15 protein-coding genes are annotated in these 19,345 nt (G+C 66.9%); 9 read left to right on the plus strand and 6 right to left on the minus strand.

Annotated elements, in window-relative coordinates:
* The first annotated feature begins 324 nt into the window (after positions 1–324).
* Positions 325–3,078 carry an AAA family ATPase gene (locus ON22_RS08610; RefSeq protein ID WP_033245014.1) on the plus strand — a complete coding sequence of 918 codons (2,754 nt, stop codon included), beginning with the start codon at positions 325–327 and terminating at the stop codon, positions 3,076–3,078.
* 15 nt (positions 3,079–3,093) lie between these two features.
* On the opposite strand, the gene ON22_RS08615 is transcribed toward ON22_RS08610, so the two are convergent.
* A complete protein-coding gene (locus ON22_RS08615; protein ID WP_033245015.1) occupies positions 3,094–3,957 on the minus strand; it encodes a helix-turn-helix domain-containing protein in 864 nt (287 codons plus the stop codon).
* A 174-nt stretch (positions 3,958–4,131) separates the two neighbouring features.
* Between ON22_RS08615 and ON22_RS08620 the strand changes: the two genes are divergently transcribed.
* Positions 4,132–4,986, plus strand: a complete 855-nt coding sequence (locus ON22_RS08620; protein WP_033245016.1) for an SDR family NAD(P)-dependent oxidoreductase — start codon at positions 4,132–4,134, stop codon at positions 4,984–4,986.
* A 77-nt stretch (positions 4,987–5,063) separates the two neighbouring features.
* Positions 5,064–5,942, plus strand: a complete 879-nt coding sequence (locus tag ON22_RS08625; protein WP_483414267.1) for a DUF3048 domain-containing protein — start codon at positions 5,064–5,066, stop codon at positions 5,940–5,942.
* 199 nt (positions 5,943–6,141) lie between these two features.
* Here the strand turns inward: ON22_RS08625 and ON22_RS08630 are convergent, their stop codons facing one another.
* Entirely contained in the window at positions 6,142–6,654 is a 513-nt protein-coding gene (locus ON22_RS08630; RefSeq protein ID WP_033245018.1) for an OsmC family protein, read from the minus strand.
* Between the two features lie 142 nt (positions 6,655–6,796).
* Between ON22_RS08630 and ON22_RS08635 the strand changes: the two genes are divergently transcribed.
* Together ON22_RS08635 and ON22_RS08640 are read left to right on the plus strand one after the other, a co-directional pair.
* Positions 6,797–7,477, plus strand: a complete 681-nt coding sequence (locus ON22_RS08635; protein WP_156052333.1) for a GntR family transcriptional regulator — start codon at positions 6,797–6,799, stop codon at positions 7,475–7,477.
* An 8-nt stretch (positions 7,478–7,485) separates the two neighbouring features.
* Entirely contained in the window at positions 7,486–8,370 is an 885-nt protein-coding gene (locus ON22_RS08640; protein ID WP_081595429.1) for an SAM-dependent methyltransferase, read from the plus strand.
* Positions 8,371–8,761: 391 nt separating this feature from the next.
* Here the strand turns inward: ON22_RS08640 and ON22_RS08645 are convergent, their stop codons facing one another.
* The 4 genes from ON22_RS08645 to ON22_RS08660 form a co-directional block, all read right to left on the minus strand.
* Entirely contained in the window at positions 8,762–9,232 is a 471-nt protein-coding gene (locus tag ON22_RS08645) for a DIP1984 family protein (protein WP_033245020.1), read from the minus strand.
* Between the two features lie 142 nt (positions 9,233–9,374).
* Positions 9,375–9,737 (minus strand): hypothetical protein, encoded by a 363-nt coding sequence (locus ON22_RS36605; protein WP_156052334.1) that lies wholly within the window; start codon positions 9,735–9,737, stop codon positions 9,375–9,377.
* A 141-nt stretch (positions 9,738–9,878) separates the two neighbouring features.
* Positions 9,879–10,196 (minus strand): hypothetical protein, encoded by a 318-nt coding sequence (locus tag ON22_RS08655; protein WP_033245021.1) that lies wholly within the window; start codon positions 10,194–10,196, stop codon positions 9,879–9,881.
* A 128-nt stretch (positions 10,197–10,324) separates the two neighbouring features.
* Positions 10,325–11,113 (minus strand): DUF4352 domain-containing protein, encoded by a 789-nt coding sequence (locus tag ON22_RS08660; RefSeq protein ID WP_051157317.1) that lies wholly within the window; start codon positions 11,111–11,113, stop codon positions 10,325–10,327.
* A gap of 295 nt (positions 11,114–11,408) precedes the next feature.
* On the opposite strand from ON22_RS08660, the gene ON22_RS08665 reads away from it, so the two are divergent.
* The 4 genes from ON22_RS08665 to ON22_RS08680 all read left to right on the plus strand — a co-directional run bounded on the left by ON22_RS08665 (position 11,409) and on the right by ON22_RS08680 (position 18,968).
* Positions 11,409–11,873: a nuclear transport factor 2 family protein gene (locus tag ON22_RS08665; RefSeq protein WP_231508635.1), complete on the plus strand. Its 465-nt coding sequence runs from the start codon at positions 11,409–11,411 to the stop codon at positions 11,871–11,873.
* Positions 11,874–12,308: 435 nt separating this feature from the next.
* Positions 12,309–12,815: a YbaB/EbfC family nucleoid-associated protein gene (locus ON22_RS08670; RefSeq protein WP_033245022.1), complete on the plus strand. Its 507-nt coding sequence runs from the start codon at positions 12,309–12,311 to the stop codon at positions 12,813–12,815.
* A 28-nt stretch (positions 12,816–12,843) separates the two neighbouring features.
* Entirely contained in the window at positions 12,844–13,152 is a 309-nt protein-coding gene (locus tag ON22_RS08675) for a WXG100 family type VII secretion target (protein WP_033245023.1), read from the plus strand.
* Entirely contained in the window at positions 13,152–18,968 is a 5,817-nt protein-coding gene (locus tag ON22_RS08680; RefSeq protein ID WP_033245024.1) for a toxin glutamine deamidase domain-containing protein, read from the plus strand. The genes ON22_RS08675 and ON22_RS08680 overlap by 1 nt, the downstream gene beginning before the upstream one ends.
* Positions 18,969–19,345: the final 377 nt, after the last annotated feature.

Below are 19,345 nucleotides of genomic sequence, written 5' to 3' on the forward strand. Positions count from 1 at the left end.
AGGGGCGGATGGTCATGGGTATCTGCTATATGTCGCCCCGATAGCGTCGAATGCAGCCGACACTGCCGGCCTTATCCGACGAGTTACCTCCGCTGAGGGCCTTCGCACCGGCGCCCAGTACGACGAGCAGGGTTGACGAGTGGCCGAAGAACCCGTGCCGGCCGTCGAGAGTCTGGTTAGGCTGAAGCCCTTGACGACAACGGTGCTGGTACTTCGCGTTGCACCGTTCGGGACCATCTGCCCGCGGGGTGTGGGTGCGGGTGTGGGTGGGGCTTCTGTCGTGGGAGCATCCCGAACTCGTTCGACGTGCCGACGGGAGGGACGATGTCTGCGAGAGTTCCGGGACGAGACCGTGAATGCGAACAACTCGACGAGTTGCTCCGCGCCGTACGTGCCGGGCACAGTCGCGCCCTGGTGATCCGGGGCGAACCCGGTATCGGCAAAACGCGGATGCTCGAGTACCTGGCCGGCCGCGCGTACGGGTTCCGGATCGCTCGGATCACCGGGATCCAATCGGAAATGGAGTTGGTGTTCGCGGGCCTGCATCAGCTGTGCTCACCCCTGTCGAGCGATCTGGACGCGCTACCCGCGCAGCAACGCGCGGCGGTCGCCGCGGCCCTGGGGCAGGGCGGTGAGCCCGCTCCCGATGGTTTCCTGGTGGCGCTCGGTGTGCTCGGCCTGCTGTCGGAGGTGGCCCGGGAGCGGCCACTGCTGTGCGTCGTCGACGATGCCCAGTGGCTGGATCAGACTTCGATGCAGGCCCTGGCGTTCACCGCCCGCCGCTTGGTCGCCGAATCGGTCGCCGTGGTTTTCGCGGTCCGGTCGCCTCCCGATAGCGTCGAGTCCGACCCGGTGGAGCCCGCCGGTGTACCGCAGCTGCTGCTCGCGGGGTTGCGCGACGACGATGCTCGCGCGCTGTTGCGTGCGACGATGCCCGGCCCTTGGGACGAGAACGTGCTCAGCCGGGTCGTCGCCGAAACCCGGGGTAATCCGCTGGCCCTGCTGGAACTTCCGAAGACGGCGAGTCAGGTGGAATTGGCGGGTGGGTTCGGTCTACCGGCCGCGCGGGGCGTGAACACCCGGATCCGGGCGGCGTACCTGCAGCGGGTAACCGCCCTGCCACCGGAAACCCGGCGGTTTCTGCTGGTCGCGGCGGCCGATCCGACCGGCGAGCCCGCGCTGCTCTGGCATGCCGCCGACCATCTCGGAATCCACCTCGGCGCGAGTGAGCCGGCCGTCGCAACCGGCCTGGTGGAGATCGGGTACCGCGTCGGGTTCGCCCATCCTCTCGTCAGGTCCGTCGTCTACTGGGCCGCCGAGCCCGACGCCCGGCGCGATGCCCACCGCGCCCTGGCCGCGGCGACCGATCCGCATACCGATCCGGACCGCCGCGCCTGGCATACCGCCCACGGCGCGGCCGGCCCCGACGAAACCATCGCGGCGGAACTCGAACGTTCTGCCGTGCGCGCCCGCGTACGCGGTGGTCTCGCCGCGGCTGCCGCGTTCACGGCCCGGGCTGTCGCATTGACCCCCGACCCCCGCCGTCGCAGTGACAGAGCGCTGGTCGCCGCGCGCGCAAACCATGAGGCGGGAAACCCGGACACTGCCCTCAGTTTGCTGGCACTGGCCGAAACCGGCCTGTCCGACGACCGGTTACGCGCGGAAGCCGAGCTGGTACGCGCCCGGATCGCCTTCGCCACCGGCCGCGGTATCGCGGCACCGGTCCTGCTGCTCGACGCTGCGCGCCGGCTCGCCGTGCACGACGCCGACAGTGCCCGGGAGACCTATCTCGAGGTCATCGACGCCGCAATCTTCGCCGGTCCCAAGGCTTATCGCCGAGGACAGTACGAGGCCGCGGTCGCGGCCCGCGCCACCGAGGCTCCGCCCGTTGCGCGCCCGGCCGATATCCTGCTCGACGCATTGGCCACCCGGATCCTCGAGGGGCATACCGCGGCCGTGCCCGCTCTGCGGGATGCGTTGCACGCGTTCCGCCGATCGGCTCTGTCCCCGAACGAGGCATTGCGCTGGCTGTGGCTCACCTGTGTGACTGCAGTGGGTCTGTGGGACGACGAGACCCTGTCCGAGCTGAGCGTCCGGAATCTGGAACTGGTGCGAGCCACCGGGCGAGCCTCGGCTCTCCCCATCGCCCTGACCCTGCGCAGCGTGGTCCACATTCTCGACGGCGAACTCGCCGAGGCCGAATCGCTGGCGGCCGAGATCCAGACCGCCTCCGAAGCGGTTGCCGCCGCGGCTCCCGTCTACCCCGCCCTCCTCGCTGCCGGCTGGCGCGGCCGCGAAGCCGAATGTCTAGAGCTCACCAGGCGCGCCGACGAAGGGGAGCAGCGCCGGGGGGAAGGTATCGGCCCGGTGGTCGGCGGCTATGCGCGCGCCGTCCTCTACAACGGCCTGGAGCGGTTCGCCGACGCAGCCGCGGCCGCGCAGGCGTCGAACGAAGAGTATGTGCAGTTGGAGGTGGGCATCCCCGTCTGGTCACTGGTCGAATACATCGAAGCCGCCACCCGCACCGGCGCCACCGACCGGGCATTCGACGCTATGGTCCGGCTCACCGAGGTCACCCGCCCCAGCGGATCCGACTGGGCCATGGGCATCGAGGCCCGCTCATACGCCCTGATCAGCGACGGTCGGGAAGCCGAAAACCGGTACCGCGCAGCACTTTCACATCTGTCCCGCACCACGCTGCGCGGCGAACTGGCCCGCGCCCACCTCCTCTTCGGCGAATGGCTGTGCCGCGAGCACCGCGGCCCCGCCGCCCGCGAACAACTGCGCACAGCCCACGAACTGTTCACCGCCATGGGCATGGCGGCCTTCGCCCGCAGGGCCGCCCGCGCCCTCGTCACCACCGGCGAGAACATCCGCGAACACCCCGCCGAGCCCGGCAACGACCTCACCACCGACGAGGCACAGGTCGTCAAGCTGGTCCGCGAAGGGCTCACCGACCGGGAAATCGGGGCTCGCCTGTTCATCAGCCCGCGCACGGTCGAATGGCATCTACACAACCTCTTCCCCAAACTCGGCCTCCGATCCCGGCGCGAGCTCGAAGCCCGGCGGTCGCGGTGAAGCGGCCGGTTCACTTCAGGTGCTTCGGATTGCCTGACCTGGCATCGACCAGCTCGCAAGCATGCCTATCGCTTCCCTGGACGGGCTACCCGGTTCGGTCGTGTACACGTACACGGTCTGATCCGGGTCACCCGGCAGGGTGAGCGTCTCGTATTCGACGGTGAGTTCGCCGACTACAGGGTGACGTAACCGCTTGGCGCCGTGGGTGCGTTGCAGCACCCGATGCTCGCGCCACCACTGCCGGAACTCGGCGCTTTCGCCACTCAGCTCTTCGACGAGGGCGCGCCCGGCGCGATCGCCGGGATTGTTGCCCACCTCGAGCCGCAGGCTCTCGACTGCGGCGCGCGCCTGTATCTCCCAGTCGGCGAACAGGTCCCGCGGCTCGTTGCCGAGGAACATCCAGCGGGCGTAGTTGCGCTGTGTGGCGGGCATGGCGGCGAAGTCGGCGAACAGGGCGTTGGCCATCCAGTTGCTCGCCAGCACGTCGGATCGGTGGCCGAGAACAAGGGCGGGCAGATCGTCGAGGGAGTCGAGCAATCGGTGGATCCCGGGGCGGACCCGCTGCACCGGGACACTGCGCCGGGCCGGGTCGGTGGCGGGCCGCCCGATCAGGTGCCCGAGGTGTGCCCGGCCGGCGGTGTCGAGCTCGAGGGCGCGAGCGACGGCATCGATAACGCCGGCCGTGGGAGTGATCCGGCGACCCTGCTCGAGCCGGGTGTAGTAGTCGGTCGATACCCCGGCCAGCAGGGCGACCTCCTCGCGGCGCAGACCGGGCACTCGCCGGATCCGGCCATCGGTCGGTAGACCGGCGCGGGTGGGGTCGATCTGGGCGCGGGCGCGCCGCAGGAAATCGGCCAGCTCCCGATTCGGCTCGCTCATGGTTCGTATTGTCCCGGACCGGCTGGGTCTGTGCCTGGGTCGCGCCGTCCTACGTTCGTCGATCCCAGGTCTGAATGGGCTGATTATATGGCTCTGAGCAGGGGATGTGGCGTCCAGACTGGGATCAGGGCGAGCCTCGGCAGGAGGCTCGCACGTCGAAGGAGTGAAGGAAGAATGACCGCATCCGCACCCGCAACCTGGTTCGTGACCGGCACCTCCCGGGGGCTCGGGCTGGAACTGGTGAAGCAACTGCTCGACCGCGGCGACAATATCGCGGCCACCACCCGCAACGCCGAACGACTGCATGCCGGGTTGGCCGGGCACGACACCGGCCGACTGCTCGCACTCACCGTCGACCTCGCCGACGAGGCGCAGGTTCGCAACGCCGTGCGGGATACGCTCGACCGCTTCGACGCAGTGGATGTGCTGGTGAACAATGCGGGCTACGGCTACCTGGCGGCGATCGAGGAGGTATCCGACAGCGCGGCCCGGCAGATGTTCGACATCCAGGTCTTCGGGGTGTGGAACGTCCTGCGCGCAGTACTCCCGCACCTGCGCGCCCGCCGCCGCGGCCATATCGTCAACATTTCGTCGATCCTCGGCCTGACCACTATGCCCGGCTGGGGCCTGTACAGCGCGGGGAAGTTCGCGCTCGAGGCAATGAGCGAAGCGCTGGCGGCCGAGGTCGCCGATTCCGGTATCCGAGTCACTCTGGTGGAGCCCGGCTATTTCCGGACCGATTTCCTGACCACCGATTCGCTGGCGCTGCCTGCTGCCACCACGGACGGCTACGAAACGATCCGGGACACGACACGCGATCATCTGGCGCTCCAGGGCACCCAACTCGGTGACCCGGTACGCGGTATCCGGGCGATCCTGGAACTGGTCGACCGCGGCGACGGGCCACTGCGCCAGGTGCTCGGCTCCGACGCGCAGGCGTTCGCCTCGGCGAAGGTGGAGTCACTGCGTGCGGACCTCGAAACCGGGAAGGATTTGGCGTCGAGCACTGATTTCCCGCGTGCGGCGTAGAATCGCGTGGGTTAGAGGTTGCCCCTATGCAACAGCGATGGTGGGTGTGGATAGCCGCGTTCCTGACCACAGTGGGGATGTGCGCAGTGTCCGCATGCAGCAGCGGCAACCGACCGGAGCGTGCCCCTCCAGCCCAGGTAGGGGCGCCCGTGCTGGTGGCGAAGATAGACAACAGTCCGCAGGCACGGCCACCGGTGGGGCTCGGAGCCGCCGATATGGTCTACGTCGAGCCGGTCGAGGGTGGTCTGAGCCGGTTGGCTGCTGTGTTCTCGACCCAGAAACCCCCCGTGATCGGACCTGTCCGGAGTGCGCGGGAAACAGATCTGACGCTGTTGGAGCAGTTCGGCAACCCGACGTTGGCATCCTCTGGTGCCGCACCTGAGCTGGTTGCCTCCGTCGATCAGTCCTCGCTCCAGAACGCCTCGGCCGATCGGCAACCTGCGGCGTACTTCCGCGACTACAGTCGCGCCGCTCCGCACAACATGTTCGTCCGCACGGATCGACTACCCGAAGGAGGCGGCTGGCCGCCGGCTTCGCAACTGCACTTCGGTCCGGCCCCTGACGGTGGCGAGCCCACGCAATATCAGGAAGCGCGGTATCCGGCGGCGGTGATCGGTTTCGACTGGTCACCCAGCGACCAACGGTGGCTGGTATCCATGGGCGGTGCCGCCTACGCGGATGCCGATACCGGACGGATCATGGCAAGTACGGTTGTGCTGCAGAGTGTGCAGGTGCGCGACTCGGCGGTCAGCGATATCGCGGGCAGCGTCTCACCGCTGGCCCAGACGATCGGTAGCGGTCCGGCGCTCGTACTGCGGGATGGTCAGACATTCCCGGCCGCGTGGTCCCGGCCCTCCCCGGATGCAGGCACAACCTATACGACACCCACCGGAACAATCATCCCCTTCGCGCCGGGGCAGGTCTGGACAATCTTGGTTCCAGCGCAGCTCTGGTAACCGGGACGGCGCTGCCTCCACCAGTGCTCTACGCGTCCCGTACAGCCATCGACGCGGCCTCGGTACCCCCGGCAGCGGCCCCCGCGATCAACGCGGTGGTGATGACAGTCAACCGATCCATTCACCGAGCGGGCGAATGGGAGGAAATCGCGGGTGTCCGTCGGGGCCACCATCGTTCACCGGGGGCATCCGGCCGGAGTCAGGCTTGTTCGATGCTGCCCTGCAAGGGAGTTGCGTTCTTGACGTTGTCGAACATCGGTGAGGTCGCTTCGGCGGCGGCCCGGATCTCTTCGAGAACATCGGCGGGAGCGTCGGTGTCGACGTGCACCACATAGTTCACGCCGCTGAACCCCGGCCGGACTTGCTCATCCAGTGCGAGATAGCCACGCAGATCGAAGTCGCCGGTGACCTCGATCCGCAGATCCCGATACTGGACACCGCGCTGGACTGCCTGGGTCACCCAGCCGATGGTCAGGCAGGTGCCGATTGCGGCGAGTACGAGTTCCATCGGATCGATGGCCTTGTCGGTGCCGCCCAGCGGGGCCGGCTCATCGGTTTCGAGGGTGAACGAACGGGCGGTGGTGCGCGCCTGCGCGCCTTCGGTCCAGGTCGTCACCGTCCGGAACGCCCCGGCGCCTGCACTCGCGTCGTCGGCGACCGCGGCCTTGGTGGCCTCGTAGGCCGAGATATCGAGCGAATGAGCCTTCGTCATGGTCACCCCTGTTTTCACGCTGAACAATGATTTGTCCGGACGATTGCCGTATCGTACGGACTATTGGCCATCCAAGTATGTCTGATCGGAGCCCGTCACGCTGCCTGAGCCGGGGAATCGGTTGCGGACGAGAGGAGTTGCGGTGCCGAATGATTCGGTACGTGGACCGAGCTTGTGGTCCACGGTGCTCGCGGACCTGCGCGCACGGCTGGCGGCCGGCGAGTTCGCAGACCGGTTTCCGAGCGACCGGGAACTCATGGCGCACTACGGAGTCAGTAGACATACAGTCCGAGAAGCAGTGCGGCACTTGGAGGGAGTCGAACGACGTCCGCGAGTGGGCGGACGGGTCACGACCCCGCCCACGGTGCTGCGTCGATTGCTCGACACCCTCACCGCACTCGGCGTGCGGACCTCCACCAGCACACCTACGGCGAATGAACACCGTTCCGCGGAGATCGCCGAGCGGCTCGACCGCGACCCGCAGACACCGCTGACCGTCCACGCGGGCGTACTGCACGCGGACGGGGCACCGCTCATCTACTTGGAGAACTGGTCCGACACAGCGGATTCGGTCCGGACCGAACTCGTCGGCATACTGCTCGCCGTATCCGCCCAGGAATCCGGCCGGCTGGATGTTGTCGCCCAAACCACGGTGCCCACCGTCCCGGACCCTCCGGTCTGTGCAGCGCTCGGTATTCCGGCGGGCCGCGCCACGTTCTGTATCGAGGCCCGCCTCGAAACCGCCGAGGGCGCGCCCATCTGGCAACGCGCGTTCATCCGACCCGACCGATACCCCTGCATCCTGCAGTTCACAACCACGTGAGCGAGCCCATGTCAATGCCTGCCCTGCCCTCGCAGTCCCAGCGATACATCCGCCGCCCGGTCGGTGTGGATACCACGCGACCGAGCATTGCCCGCGTCTACGACTACAGCCTCGGCGGCAAGGACAACTACGACGTCGACCGCACGGCCTGGGCGCATATCGAACAAGCCGCGCCGCGGTACGGTGAGGTCGGCCGGATGAACCGGCGCTGGTTGCAGCGGGTGGTCCGGTACCTCGCCGGCTCGGCCGGGATCGACCAGTTCCTCGATATCGGTGCCGGGCTACCGACAGCGCTCAACACGCATCAGATCGCGCAGCACGAAAACCGTCACGCCCGAGTGGTGTACGTCGACAACGACCCGCTCTGTGCCGTGCACGGCAGCGCGCTACTCGCCCAGAACGACAACATCCGCTACCTCCGCGGCGACCTCCTCGAGCCCGGCACCCTGCTCGAGAACCGCGACGTGATCCGCTATCTCGATCCGGACCGCCCGATCGGCCTCCTCGTCTGCGGGGTGCTGCAACACCTCGACGACGATATCTGCCCGGCCGGGGTGATGCGTGAGTACATCACCCGCCTACCCGAAGGCTCCTTCGTCGCCATGACGAGCTTCTGGGACCCCGCCGACGAAGACCCCGAACTCCACGCTCTCGCCGACCAGCTGGAGAATGCCTTCACCGCAAGTGGTCTGGGGCCTGGGCGGCACCGCACCCGCGAACAACACCTGCAGATCTTCCACGGGCTCGAACTCCTCGCACCGGGCCTGACCGAACTCGACGACTGGTGGCCGTCCGGGCCTCCGGTACGGTCACGGGCGCCCGAACAACGCCTCGTCCTCGGGGGCGTCGGCTTCAAACAACGCTCCAATCTGTCCCTCGTTCATTCCCGCTGACGCACAGCTGCACGTTCCGGCAGTCGGTGCCAGACCGTAGGTGGTGAGCGCGTCGTGATTGCGCTGCCCAGCAGTGCGACGGGCGCGGGCGGCGTCTTGAAGATGGCCGGGCCGGTGCGGTCGGTATCGTGCCGATTTCTCGACCACACCGCAGCGCCGGACGTGTAGTGCACAGTGGAGTACCCCGTTCCCGCCCTCACCGTGACGGATCCGCACCCGGTTGTGTGTTGTGCGCTGTGCGCTCTCACCTGTGCGCGTTGCTGGGCTGCGACGTGGGTAGGGGAGTCGAACCCCTTGCACTGCCCTTCGTGCGCCAGGAGGTGACCGATTACCCGTCGGTCCAGCGGGTCGGTGCGCGCCTCCGTGCCGGCTACCTGCTCCACTGCTGTGCTCAGTCCAGGAGGTCGACCTCCCAGTTGGCCCGCTGGATCCGCACATCCAGTTCACGTAGTTGCGCGGCGAGACCGTCGGCCTGCGCGCGGAGCTCGGCGACCGGCAGCGCGGACAGGATCTTCAGCTCCGACCGGAGTTGTCGGGTGTATCCGCCACGGTTCTTGCCCGCGGCCGCGTCGGCTGCGTCGGTGATCAGCGAATGCTGTAGCCGTAACGCGTCCCGGCGGGCGAGTGCGTCGGTCAGGGTGCCGTCCGCGCCGATGTTCGCGGCGGCGTTGGTGCGATTGATCCGGCGGATCAGTGTTTCGTACTCCGCTAGTACCTCGCGGGCTTCGTCGAGTAGTGCGGCGGCGTTCTCGGCGGGTTCCTCGCCCTCTTGGAAGCGGGCGTTGCTCACGACTCGGGTGCGCAATTGTTCGATGCGACGCATCGCATCTGCCCGCAGCGACAGAGCTTCTGCCAGCTTCATATCCCCCTCCTTCGGTTACGATCACGAAGATTCGAGTATGGACTACCGACCCGAAGCGACTCCACTCGATTCCTGCGAGACCGGCCGGATCGACGGCGGCGTCGGTCATTACGGCGTCATCGAATGCGGAAGACCACGCGGATCATGTGTCGAACAGTTGGAGATGCACGAAGCGGGTCGATGGGTCACGTTCGTCCACAATGACGTTCCGGTTGATCGACTTGCCCTCGGTGTTCCGGTAGACATCCGCCGTCTTCAGGACCGCCGGTGAGGTCTCCAGCGGCGGACCGGCGATCGTGGTCTCGGTGACGCTGTAGGCCTCGGTCAGTGGCGTGGAGAATTTCGACGCGGTCACTAGCTGGTCGAGGCCATAGGATCGCGGCAGACCAATTGAAAACCACTGCGGCAGCGGGCACGGCGAAATGCGCTGTGCACTGCGATGCGAGCAGAGCTTGCTTCCGTTCAGCCAGCTTCGCGTCCGCGGCAACCAGTAGAAGCACAGCAAAGACGAAGCCCGCTACGAGGACTACGGCGGACGTCCGAGCGGTGCGCGTCAACTACCTCGTCTCCTTCAGGCAGATGAGTCGAAGGTTCTGGGTTCCGCCGTACCGGTGGGAGAATCGGGTTCGAAACCTCGATCCCCTATCTAGGTGCGCTTCCGGCTTTCGCGCACCACAACGGTCCCCAGTGTGTCGTACTCCACGCGCTCGAACGTGGCGAAGCCCAGCTCGTTCAGTGCTTTCAGCGCGGCGTGCGAGTTGTAGTTATAGGTCTCGCCGGACCTACCAGGCACCCCGGTGACCAGTCCGATGAGCTGGGTCGGCGGCCAGAGAGCGTTGTTGACCGACACGGCATAGGTCTGCGGCGTTCCGGGGGTCTGGGCACGGGTGGCGAGGAAGATCTGTTCATCACTGATCTGAACCGGATTGCCGTTGACAGTGATCGTTGTGGCCGAGCGGGTCATGTGCCGAGATCCTTCCACAGGATCGGCAGTGCCGAATCCGGCAACGACGTTCGACTACACAACCGCCGACGGGCCTGCGTCGATCTGATCGGCGGAGGCTCTGCGGGGGTCCGGTCGGCCGGAAGCGGTCAGCTCACGGCAACGAATACCTTGTCGGCGAACATCGTGGCTCCAACGGCAAGCGTGCCTTGGGTCGCCGATGCGGTCGGCACTGTGAAGACCAGATTGCCGGTAGTCGATGCTCCCTGGAACAGGGGGCTGAGTGTATCGAGTGCGTCCGGAGCGACGACGAAACCGTCGTAGGAGTTCACGGTGTTCCCATCCGCAGTCACGTACCCGATCGACGTGAAGGGGGTTTCGCCCTGTGGGTCGGTGCCGGTGTAGGTGATGGTGACGTTGGCCAGGAGATACTGTGACCCTGCAGGGGATGGATCGTTGAACTGGTTCGCGGCTGCGACAGCGTCATTCGCGTCGGGCGTGACGCTGTTGACGGTCACCTGCCAGTCGCCGTCGGTGATCACGGATCCCAGTGGGTACGGGTTTGTGCGTGTGCCCTGATCCGCTGCCGTGTCCTGGTCTGCTGCGTCGGAGTCGGTTACCTGGGCGGGTGCGGCCGGAGTGGCAACGGATATGTCACCGCTGCCGAAAGAATCCTCGACCGCGTCGGAGACCACCGTGAAAAAGACGACGAAGCCGACGACCGTACCGACGACTGCGACGATGAGGGCGGCGATGCTGGTGCCCTTGGTCTTGCCGGACTGGCACACGCCCACGATGCCGAGAATGAATGCGATCGGCAACAGGACCCATCCCACGATCAGGATCCCGGGGATACAGGCGAATATGAAGCCGAGGACGGCCACAATGATCGCGATAAGCCCCAGCGTGTTCCTCTGCTTATTCGGTGGTGCCGGCATCCCTGGATACGGGCCGGCAGGCCATCCGGGCGGCATCTGTGCAGGCGGGAGGGGAGGGGCGGTCATGGTTGCGTACCTCGGGTTGTGTGGGGTCTGCGATGGATTCGGACAGCGTGATTCCCTGCTGTGTAATGGGTAATAGCGGTGAGTGCGGCGCACGTTACAAACCAGTAGGTTTGGGAATGTAACTATTGGGTACTGGCCGGTGATCGGCGGCGAGCGGAGTCGTTACGGGACGATTGCGCCGTCCGATTGCCGCCAGCACGTCGAGGATCGCAGTCCGATACTGAGCGTCGTGATCGAATCTTCCGCACCGTCGCCCAGGCTCGTCCTTGAACGTATGTACCAAGCCGAGGCCGAGTACCTCGCAGCCGGCGGCCCCGGCACAGCATCATTCACCACGCTCGCACCATTTTTCGCCCCCGATGTGGTGCTGTGGCAGGCGGACGCTCTGCCTTACGGAGGAAACTGGCACGGCCATGACGGCATGGAACGGTTCTTTCTGTCGATGAGCGCCACCTGGGACCGTTTCGAGCTGACCGAGCAGGTGTTTCTATCCGACGCCAGTCCGCTCGTTGTCCTGACTCAGGTGAACGCGCGTTCCCGAGAAAGCGGTCGAGAGCTGAGTTTCCCCATTCTGCAGACGATCACCGTGACCGACGGCCTGATCACCGAGGTGCGTCCCTTCTACTGGGACACCGCCGCTATTGCCGACGCCTGTTCCGGCAGCGTCCGAACGATGGAACCGAACGCTCGGTAGCGCCCGCAACTCGGGATCAGTGGCCGGTGAGACCCCAAGCGTCGAGTCCACCGTAGATATGCGCCTCTCGGCGGCGAGGCGCGTGCAGGCCGACAGCTTCACCGTTGTCGATGGCGATGAGTGAGTCTTCGCCCCGCCACCCTGTGTCGGTGAGTCCCTGGATTTCGGGTACCGGTTCGAATCCGTCGAGGTTCAGACGTTCGACGGCGTCGCCCTTGATCTTTGTGATGGTTCGGGCTCAGCTCGGACAATCCCAGCCACTCCTCGAACTGGAGCACTACGCGGCCAGTACCTGCTCACGGACGAGGCTTGGCACGCCGTTCCGATTTGCCTCGACTCCGATGTGATGATGGAATCCGGAGGGACAGGGTGGGACCGTTCGCGGATCGGTGCGCCGGAACAAGTACTGAGGCGACGACCGGTAAGGGGGGCCAAGTGAGCGAGCGCGAGGAGAAGCGGGCACGGAACGATCGGATGCGGGCCGAGATGGATGCCCTACTGGAGTCGTTCGAACAGCAGCGCGCACAGCTGGGAGAACTCCAGGCCCGGCTGGCGGCCACGACGGTGAGTGTGTGGTCGGCCGACAATATGGTCCGGATCGATAGCAATGTGGCCGGGATCCCGGTCGATGTGCACATCGATGCGGGGGCGTTCAAACGGACCACAGCGGACAAGCTCGCCCGTTCCGTACTCGAGGCGGTGCACGCCGCGGCCCGGCAAGCCGGCGACGCCACGCAGCAGGCCATGGCGCCGCTCGAGGCGGAGGTCGGCGCGATGCCCGATCTCTCCGAGCTCATCCCCGGCGCACCCAGCATCCGGGACATGGTGTCGAGCTTCTCCGAACCTCCGCCGGTCACACCCCCGCAGGCCACGCCGGAACTGACCGACGAAGAGGAAGACGAGTACTTCCGCAACCGTTCCTACCTGGATCCCGGCCGGTGACCGACGAGCGGACCGGGGAGGACATGTCGTGAGTGTCCTGGGCGTCGATCCGGACGGCCTCCGCAATACCGGACCGCGATTCGGTGCGGTGGCCGACGATATCACCAGCGCGGCAGAACAATTGCGTCGCGTGCTCGACACCGAGGGGCAGTGCTGGGGCACCGACCAGGTAGGTCAGGCGTTCGCCAAGCGCTACACACCCGACCCGGGACTGAAGGCCATACAGGACGTACGGGATGCGTTCACCAGATATGGAGAAGATGTGGTGACCCTGGCCGACAATGTGGAGGCCCAGGAACAGATCATCTCCGGAAATCTGGGCTCGGCTGCGTCCTGATGGGTATCGAGATCCCGGACGAACTGCAATGGGTCGCCAAATGGGTTGTGGGGGCCGGGGATTGGCCGGAAGCCGACGAGACGGCCATACGGCGGATCGCCGATGCGTGGAACGGTATGGCGACGGCGCTCGAGGAGAGCTCCGGTGACGCGAACCTCACCATGCAGGCCGCGCTGACCGCACTCCACTCGGGCGAATCGCATACCGCGCTCAGCGCGCACTGGGACTTGGTCGGCGGCAAGGACGACGCCGCGCTACCGAAGCTGATCGAGCATTGCCGATGGCTGGCCGACCAGGCCGATGACGGGGCGCTCGATATCGAGCACACCAAGCTGGCGATCATCACTGCCATGGTCCTGCTCGCCGCCGAACTGGTGGTGGCGGGGTTGACCGCATGGACCGGTGTGGGTGCGGTGGCCGGTGCCGCGGCACGGGTCGCCACTCAGGCCGGGATTCGCATAGCGATCCAGATGTTGATCAAGAGGCTGGCCACCGTGGTCGGAAAGGGCGTGCTTTTCGGAGTCCTCGAAGGCGGCGCGGGTGAACTGATCCCGCACCTGATCCAGTTCGCCTCGGGAGAACGGACGGGACTGAACGACGAGGACTGGGCGGGGCTCAGGGGCAGCGCTATCGCCGGTGCGGTGGGTGGCGCCGTGGGCGGTGGTCTGGGATCCGGCGGGCTTGCCGCACCGTTGACCAACCAGGTGGGCTCCACTGTCGGGAAGACCGTCACCGAACTCGGTGTCGAGAGTGCGGCCGGGGTCGCCGGGAATGTCGCGGGAACCGTGGCCGTCGGTGGCGAATTGACTTTGGAGACCTTCACTTCCGGAGCCGCCGGTGGCGCCGCCGAGCGCGGGGCCTCCGCGGCGGGGGAAGCCGCGGGCACACATTTCGGCCAAGGCGCCCCCTCCGTCCCTGAGACCGGGAGCCCGGCCGATACCGATCCGAGCAGCCCCGCATCAACCCCCTCGGAGTCCGGCACTCCCGCGCAGCCGGACAACGGCGCACCCGGCGAGCAGACCGCGACACAGCCCGCCGCCACCGGGGCAGATCCGGACACCGGCTCCACCCCGAGCAGCGAATCCCCGAATTCCGCGCCGCAGAACGACTCCGCATCCACCACCTCGGCCAGTCCGGCATCGACTCCCGAAAGCACCCCCACTCCGACCGATTCCGGATCGGCACCCGAAAGTGCCGGGCCGGCACCAACTCCGGATAGCCAGGCCGCCCCGGGGGATACCTCTACCCCGTCCTCGCCCGACAGCCCGGCTTCGACGACGGACAGCACCTCACCGGGCAGTAGCCCCAACTCGTCACCCGACACGCCCGACACTGCCGGCGACGTGCCCGGCACTGCCCCCGATAGACCCGACACCCCAACCTCCGACAGCCCCCCACCGGGCAGCAGCCCCGACCTCTCCCCTGATCCTCCCAGCACCACACCCAACACATCGGATACCCCGCAGACGGTCCTGCCCGACGGAACAGTGCCGGGTAGCAGCCTCAACCTGCCACCGGACCTACCCAGCCCCACGCCGGCCACCTCGGATGCCCCCTCCGCGCCGACAACGGGCGACACCTCCACCCCGCACACCTCCGGCACTCCGACGAGCACCGACAACCCCGCCGGCACCAGCGCAGCGGCGACCACCACAACAACGGGCACCCCCGCCACCTCGACACCGCCCTCCGCCGTACCTCTCTCCGGCACCCCCACTTCGCAGGCCACCGAGGGCAGTCATCGGCCGAACACCGCTGCGCCCACAGCCGAGGCCGGACCGGCGGGAGCGCCACGGACCACCACCGATCCGGCCCGCGGAATCCCCCCGGGCCGCGCACCGGAAGCACCGAGTGCGGGCCCCCCGCGCCCGGCCCGCGGCGACCTCGAACGTTCCGGCCAACCCGCCGACCGTCCCGCGCACCGCCTCGAACGACCGCGAGAAGCGGCGGGCCTGAACCCCTTTCGCCGGTCGCGACCGACCCCGGCACCCGATGCCGGTAGATCGAGACCGTACGGGGAAAGCGATAGTCCGAGGCCCGGTCACCGCTCCTGGGATCACCCGCCACCGCACCGACCCCCGGATGCCGGCACACCCGCACGCTCCGCCGAGCCCGCTGAACCTGTCGCGCCCCGACCAACGGACGACTCGCTCACCCCGGGGACCCACAACGAGACCGCACCGCTGGAATCCCATCCTCCGGATCGTCGGGCCCTCACCTCGCACGAACTCGCGGACCGCGCCAATCGCACGAACATGCTCAGAGCGATGCTCAACTACGCGCAGGAGAACAATCTCACCTTCGAGGAAGTTCAACGGGAAGTGCGAGCCGGCGATCTCCTGATCGACCCGAACTGGGAAATTTTCCCCAGACTACAGATCCAGGAAGTCGATGCGCTGCCGCCGCCGGACAATTTCGACGAAGCTTACTTGAACGCGGTTCTCGAGCATCACTACTCGCACAACCGCCGGGTCTCGCCCTACGACAGTATGGCCGACCCTACGTTCGAACCGGGCTGCCCGGACAATGAGCTACCCGCTCATATCACCCGTGACATGCCGGCGGACGCACTGGCCGACGCTGTGGATCCGGTTGCCGACAACCTCTTTCTGAATCAAGAAGGCGACGACGCGGTCGTGTGGCGTGATCGCTCCGCCGGCGACGCCTTTCTTCGCCAGGAGAACGCGCTGTTCCGTATGGAAAGCAGAGGGCCGGCCGAAATCGGCGGCCTCGGTGGGTTCCACTGCCGCAGGCCGGGCGACCCCAACCTCGGGGCGCACACCGGCCAGGCCACCAACGGCGGTGGATGTGTCTCGTTCTCCAACAGTCCGGAACATGTGCTCCAGCGTGAAGACTCGCTGAGCGTCGATATGCACGGAGTCGAACAACTGCCCAACGGGTTGTATCGGCAGACGCGCTACATGTACGAGGCATATCATCCCTTCGGTGTCGACGTGGAGTCCTCACATCGCGACACGGGCAATCCCAGCGGTCACCGGGAAGCGGAAGTTCTCGCACCGGGCGGACTTTCCTCCGACGTGATCTATCGCGTATGGACACGCGAAATCGTGTTCGACCCCGATAACTGGAACCAGATAGTCAGCGCCCGGGTGCTACCACCCATCTACAATCCCAATTTCCGATACAGCGATCACCCGAATTTCACCTCACCGGAGAATTCCTCCGCGCCGCCGACGGACCCCGCGCCCGCACCACCACAGCCGGCTACGACCCCGGGCCCCGATCCGGGCCGGGCACCGGAAAACGAACCACCCTCGAACCCTTACCGAGCACCCGACAGCAACAACGAACAACCTCGACGCCGCTTCGCCACCGACCCCCTCCCCGGCGACCCCATCTGGGACCCAGCCGACATCGCGAACCTCCTCGGCAGGGACTCCGCGGAGAGCAACCCTGCGCTCCCGCCACAATCCCGAGCGACGCCCGAGCCGGCGCAGCGGGACTCCGCCGGCCGCACCGACACCGATCCTCGAGCTCACGGATTCCCCCAAGGGCAGCCGGCTCCGGCACTGCACCAGGCGCCCGCCACGAATACGGGCATACCGGAATTCCCCGCTGCACGGACAGATAACGCGACGAACTCCGGCCCGGCCCGGGCACCGGAAAGCGTGCCGCCCGCTGTTCCGCACGCCCCGGAAAACGGTTCAGCACAGCCACCGGCGCCGCGCGGTGACACCAGGACTCACCCCGATCATCACGCCCCGCCGAATGCTCCCGCGCCCCGGTCGACGGAGGCGAGTCCAGGGCTTCGCACACCGACTCCGGGAACCCCGGCTGTGCAACCAGGCAACGGCGGGGTCGCTAGTCCTCATGGGAATGCCCCGGTCGCGGCCCCTCATCGCACGCCGGAAGGTATCGCGTCCCACCCCGGCCACCGTGCGCCGGAGACTAATTCACCGGCCCGGGCCGACCGACCGCAGACGCCCGGCCCGGCCCGTCCGCAAGACGGTCGAAGCCCCGTCGGCGACGGCCGACGCACCGACACGCCGGCCGCCCCCGCCCCCCGCCCACAGAATCCACCGAACCCCACGCGCGTTTTCCGCGAAGATTGCCGTCAGCTCCCGCCGGTCCAGGGACGCGTAACACCGGTCGCACCGGCGGCACGTCCACGGTCCGGGCCCGCGTACAGCGTCCGGCATGTCGATATCGCAGGGAATCCGCCATGGCGGATCACCGTCGCCACGATCGCGGTCCATGTGAGTGCGCCTCCGGATGTGCCCCGCGCGGATGCGCATCGGGTGATGGAATCCGTACAGACAACGGTCGACAGCACCTTCAACCGCGGCTACGAACTCCCGGGCGGCGAACGGATCCTGCTCGATATCGTCTACACCAACGATCCGGCGGCCGCGAATGTCCGGGTTTCTGTCGATCCCCGGCAGAACGGGCCGAACGTCTGGAATCCGCATCACGCGGATCCCGGCACTCTCGCGGGCTTCGTGCGCGACCAGTTGGGAATCGGCCCGAGCCGACCAGGGGATCCCGGCCTGAACACCGCGGACCTCCGCGTGATCGGCAACGATATCGCCACCGCGAATACCCGCGCCCCCTTCGCCGACCCTTCCCAGGGCCGAGTCTTCGCGGATGGATACCTCCGGCCTGTCGAACGCCCGGAATACCAGGCCGCCGTCGAGGACGCCCTGCGCACCGGCGACCACTTCCAGATGTTCGCCGACCCACGAACAAATCCCTACTTCTCGCGGATCAACGACGGCGGTACCAGCGTTCCCGGCCGCAACAACAATTGCGTCGAAAGCTGCATGGCTCTCCTCTCGTCGTTCTTCGGTCGGCCCCTGGTCGCCGCGCCGTGCTGGCGAGCCGAGCAACCCGATGCGCACGGGCGGGTGACGGCCGGCGAGGCCGACAGCCTGCGGCGCGCGGCAGCCTGGCTCGGCCAGGACCTGCGGTCCGGATTCGACCTCGGCAGCACCATCAACGAGCAATTCCGCGGCCTGCACGATCAAGTCGCCCGCATGGGGCCGGGTGCCGCGGCGTTCGTGGTCAACCAATGGCATGCCCGTGACCCCGCCACCAGAGAATTCCAGTACAGCCCCGACGGCCGGCCTGTCACCGACGGCAACCACGCCATCGCCATCGTCTACCCGCTCGGCGCCGACGGCCCGGTATGGGTGGACCCCCAGGGCAACCGCCTGGCCGAAGGCCCGCCGCAGGACCTGATCGCCGACTCGGCCGGCCTATGGTTCAACGTCATTCCCTCCCCGATAGGCGCACCCTATGCCGGCACCGTTCCAAACCGGAGCGCAGGTGGAAGCCCACCTGGACCAGGCCCGGCCCGACCAGGAGTGCTTCCCGGGGACCCCAGACCACCGATATCCGCAGAAGGAGGACGGAGCAGCGATCCCCCGCCGCCAGGGCAGGATCCAGGGCCGGCGTCTGAACGACAGCAAGCGCTCGAACATGTCCTGGCGGATCTGGAACGCGACGGCGTCGAGGTCCGATCCGATGAGGAAGCCAACGCCTACCTCGACTTCTGCGCCCGGATGCAGGGCATCGAACCCGATCAGGTGCATGCGGTAAGCCTCGGCGAGGACCTGATCATGGTCCGGCGCGAGCACGCCTCGAACGTACGGGTTCTACGTGAAGAATGGATACACACCCGCCAGGCCGCCGCCGGCCAGGTCTCTACGGGGGCCGATGGGGGATCGGTCCTGGACAACGAAATCCGAGCACGGGAAATAATCTTGGAGAACCGGAGTACATGGTGCATCACGGCCGAGGAGGTCGCTGAGATAGAAGAGGAGATAAGAATTATGCGTGAGAGAGGGCGATACTGATATGAGCACGGGGGAAGGGCCACCAGAGGTCCCCGACTTCATCCGCAAAAAGCATCCCGAGATGCCTGCCGTCGTGCTGGCCATCCACCAGCACGACGCGAGCGAAGAAGTAAGTGCGACATGTTACAAATGCAAAGCCGTGCTGCGGGTAACCGACCTTCGTGAATTCGGCGTACTCGAGGTTGAATGCGGTAACGGGTGCACACGCTACCGCCAGCGTACGCCCCCCGCCGATCCGTCAACGAAACCGACGTGAAAAATTTGAAGTCCGGAATGCGCTCCATTCCTGACGGAATCTCGTATCCTTCACCGGCTCGCGAGATCTTCCCGACCACCATCCATCGCCGAGGGATGCGAGGAAAGTGCGCGTCAGAATT

It is taken from the genome of Nocardia carnea NBRC 14403 (assembly GCF_000308515.1).
In the GTDB taxonomy this organism is placed as follows: domain Bacteria; phylum Actinomycetota; class Actinomycetes; order Mycobacteriales; family Mycobacteriaceae; genus Nocardia; species Nocardia carnea.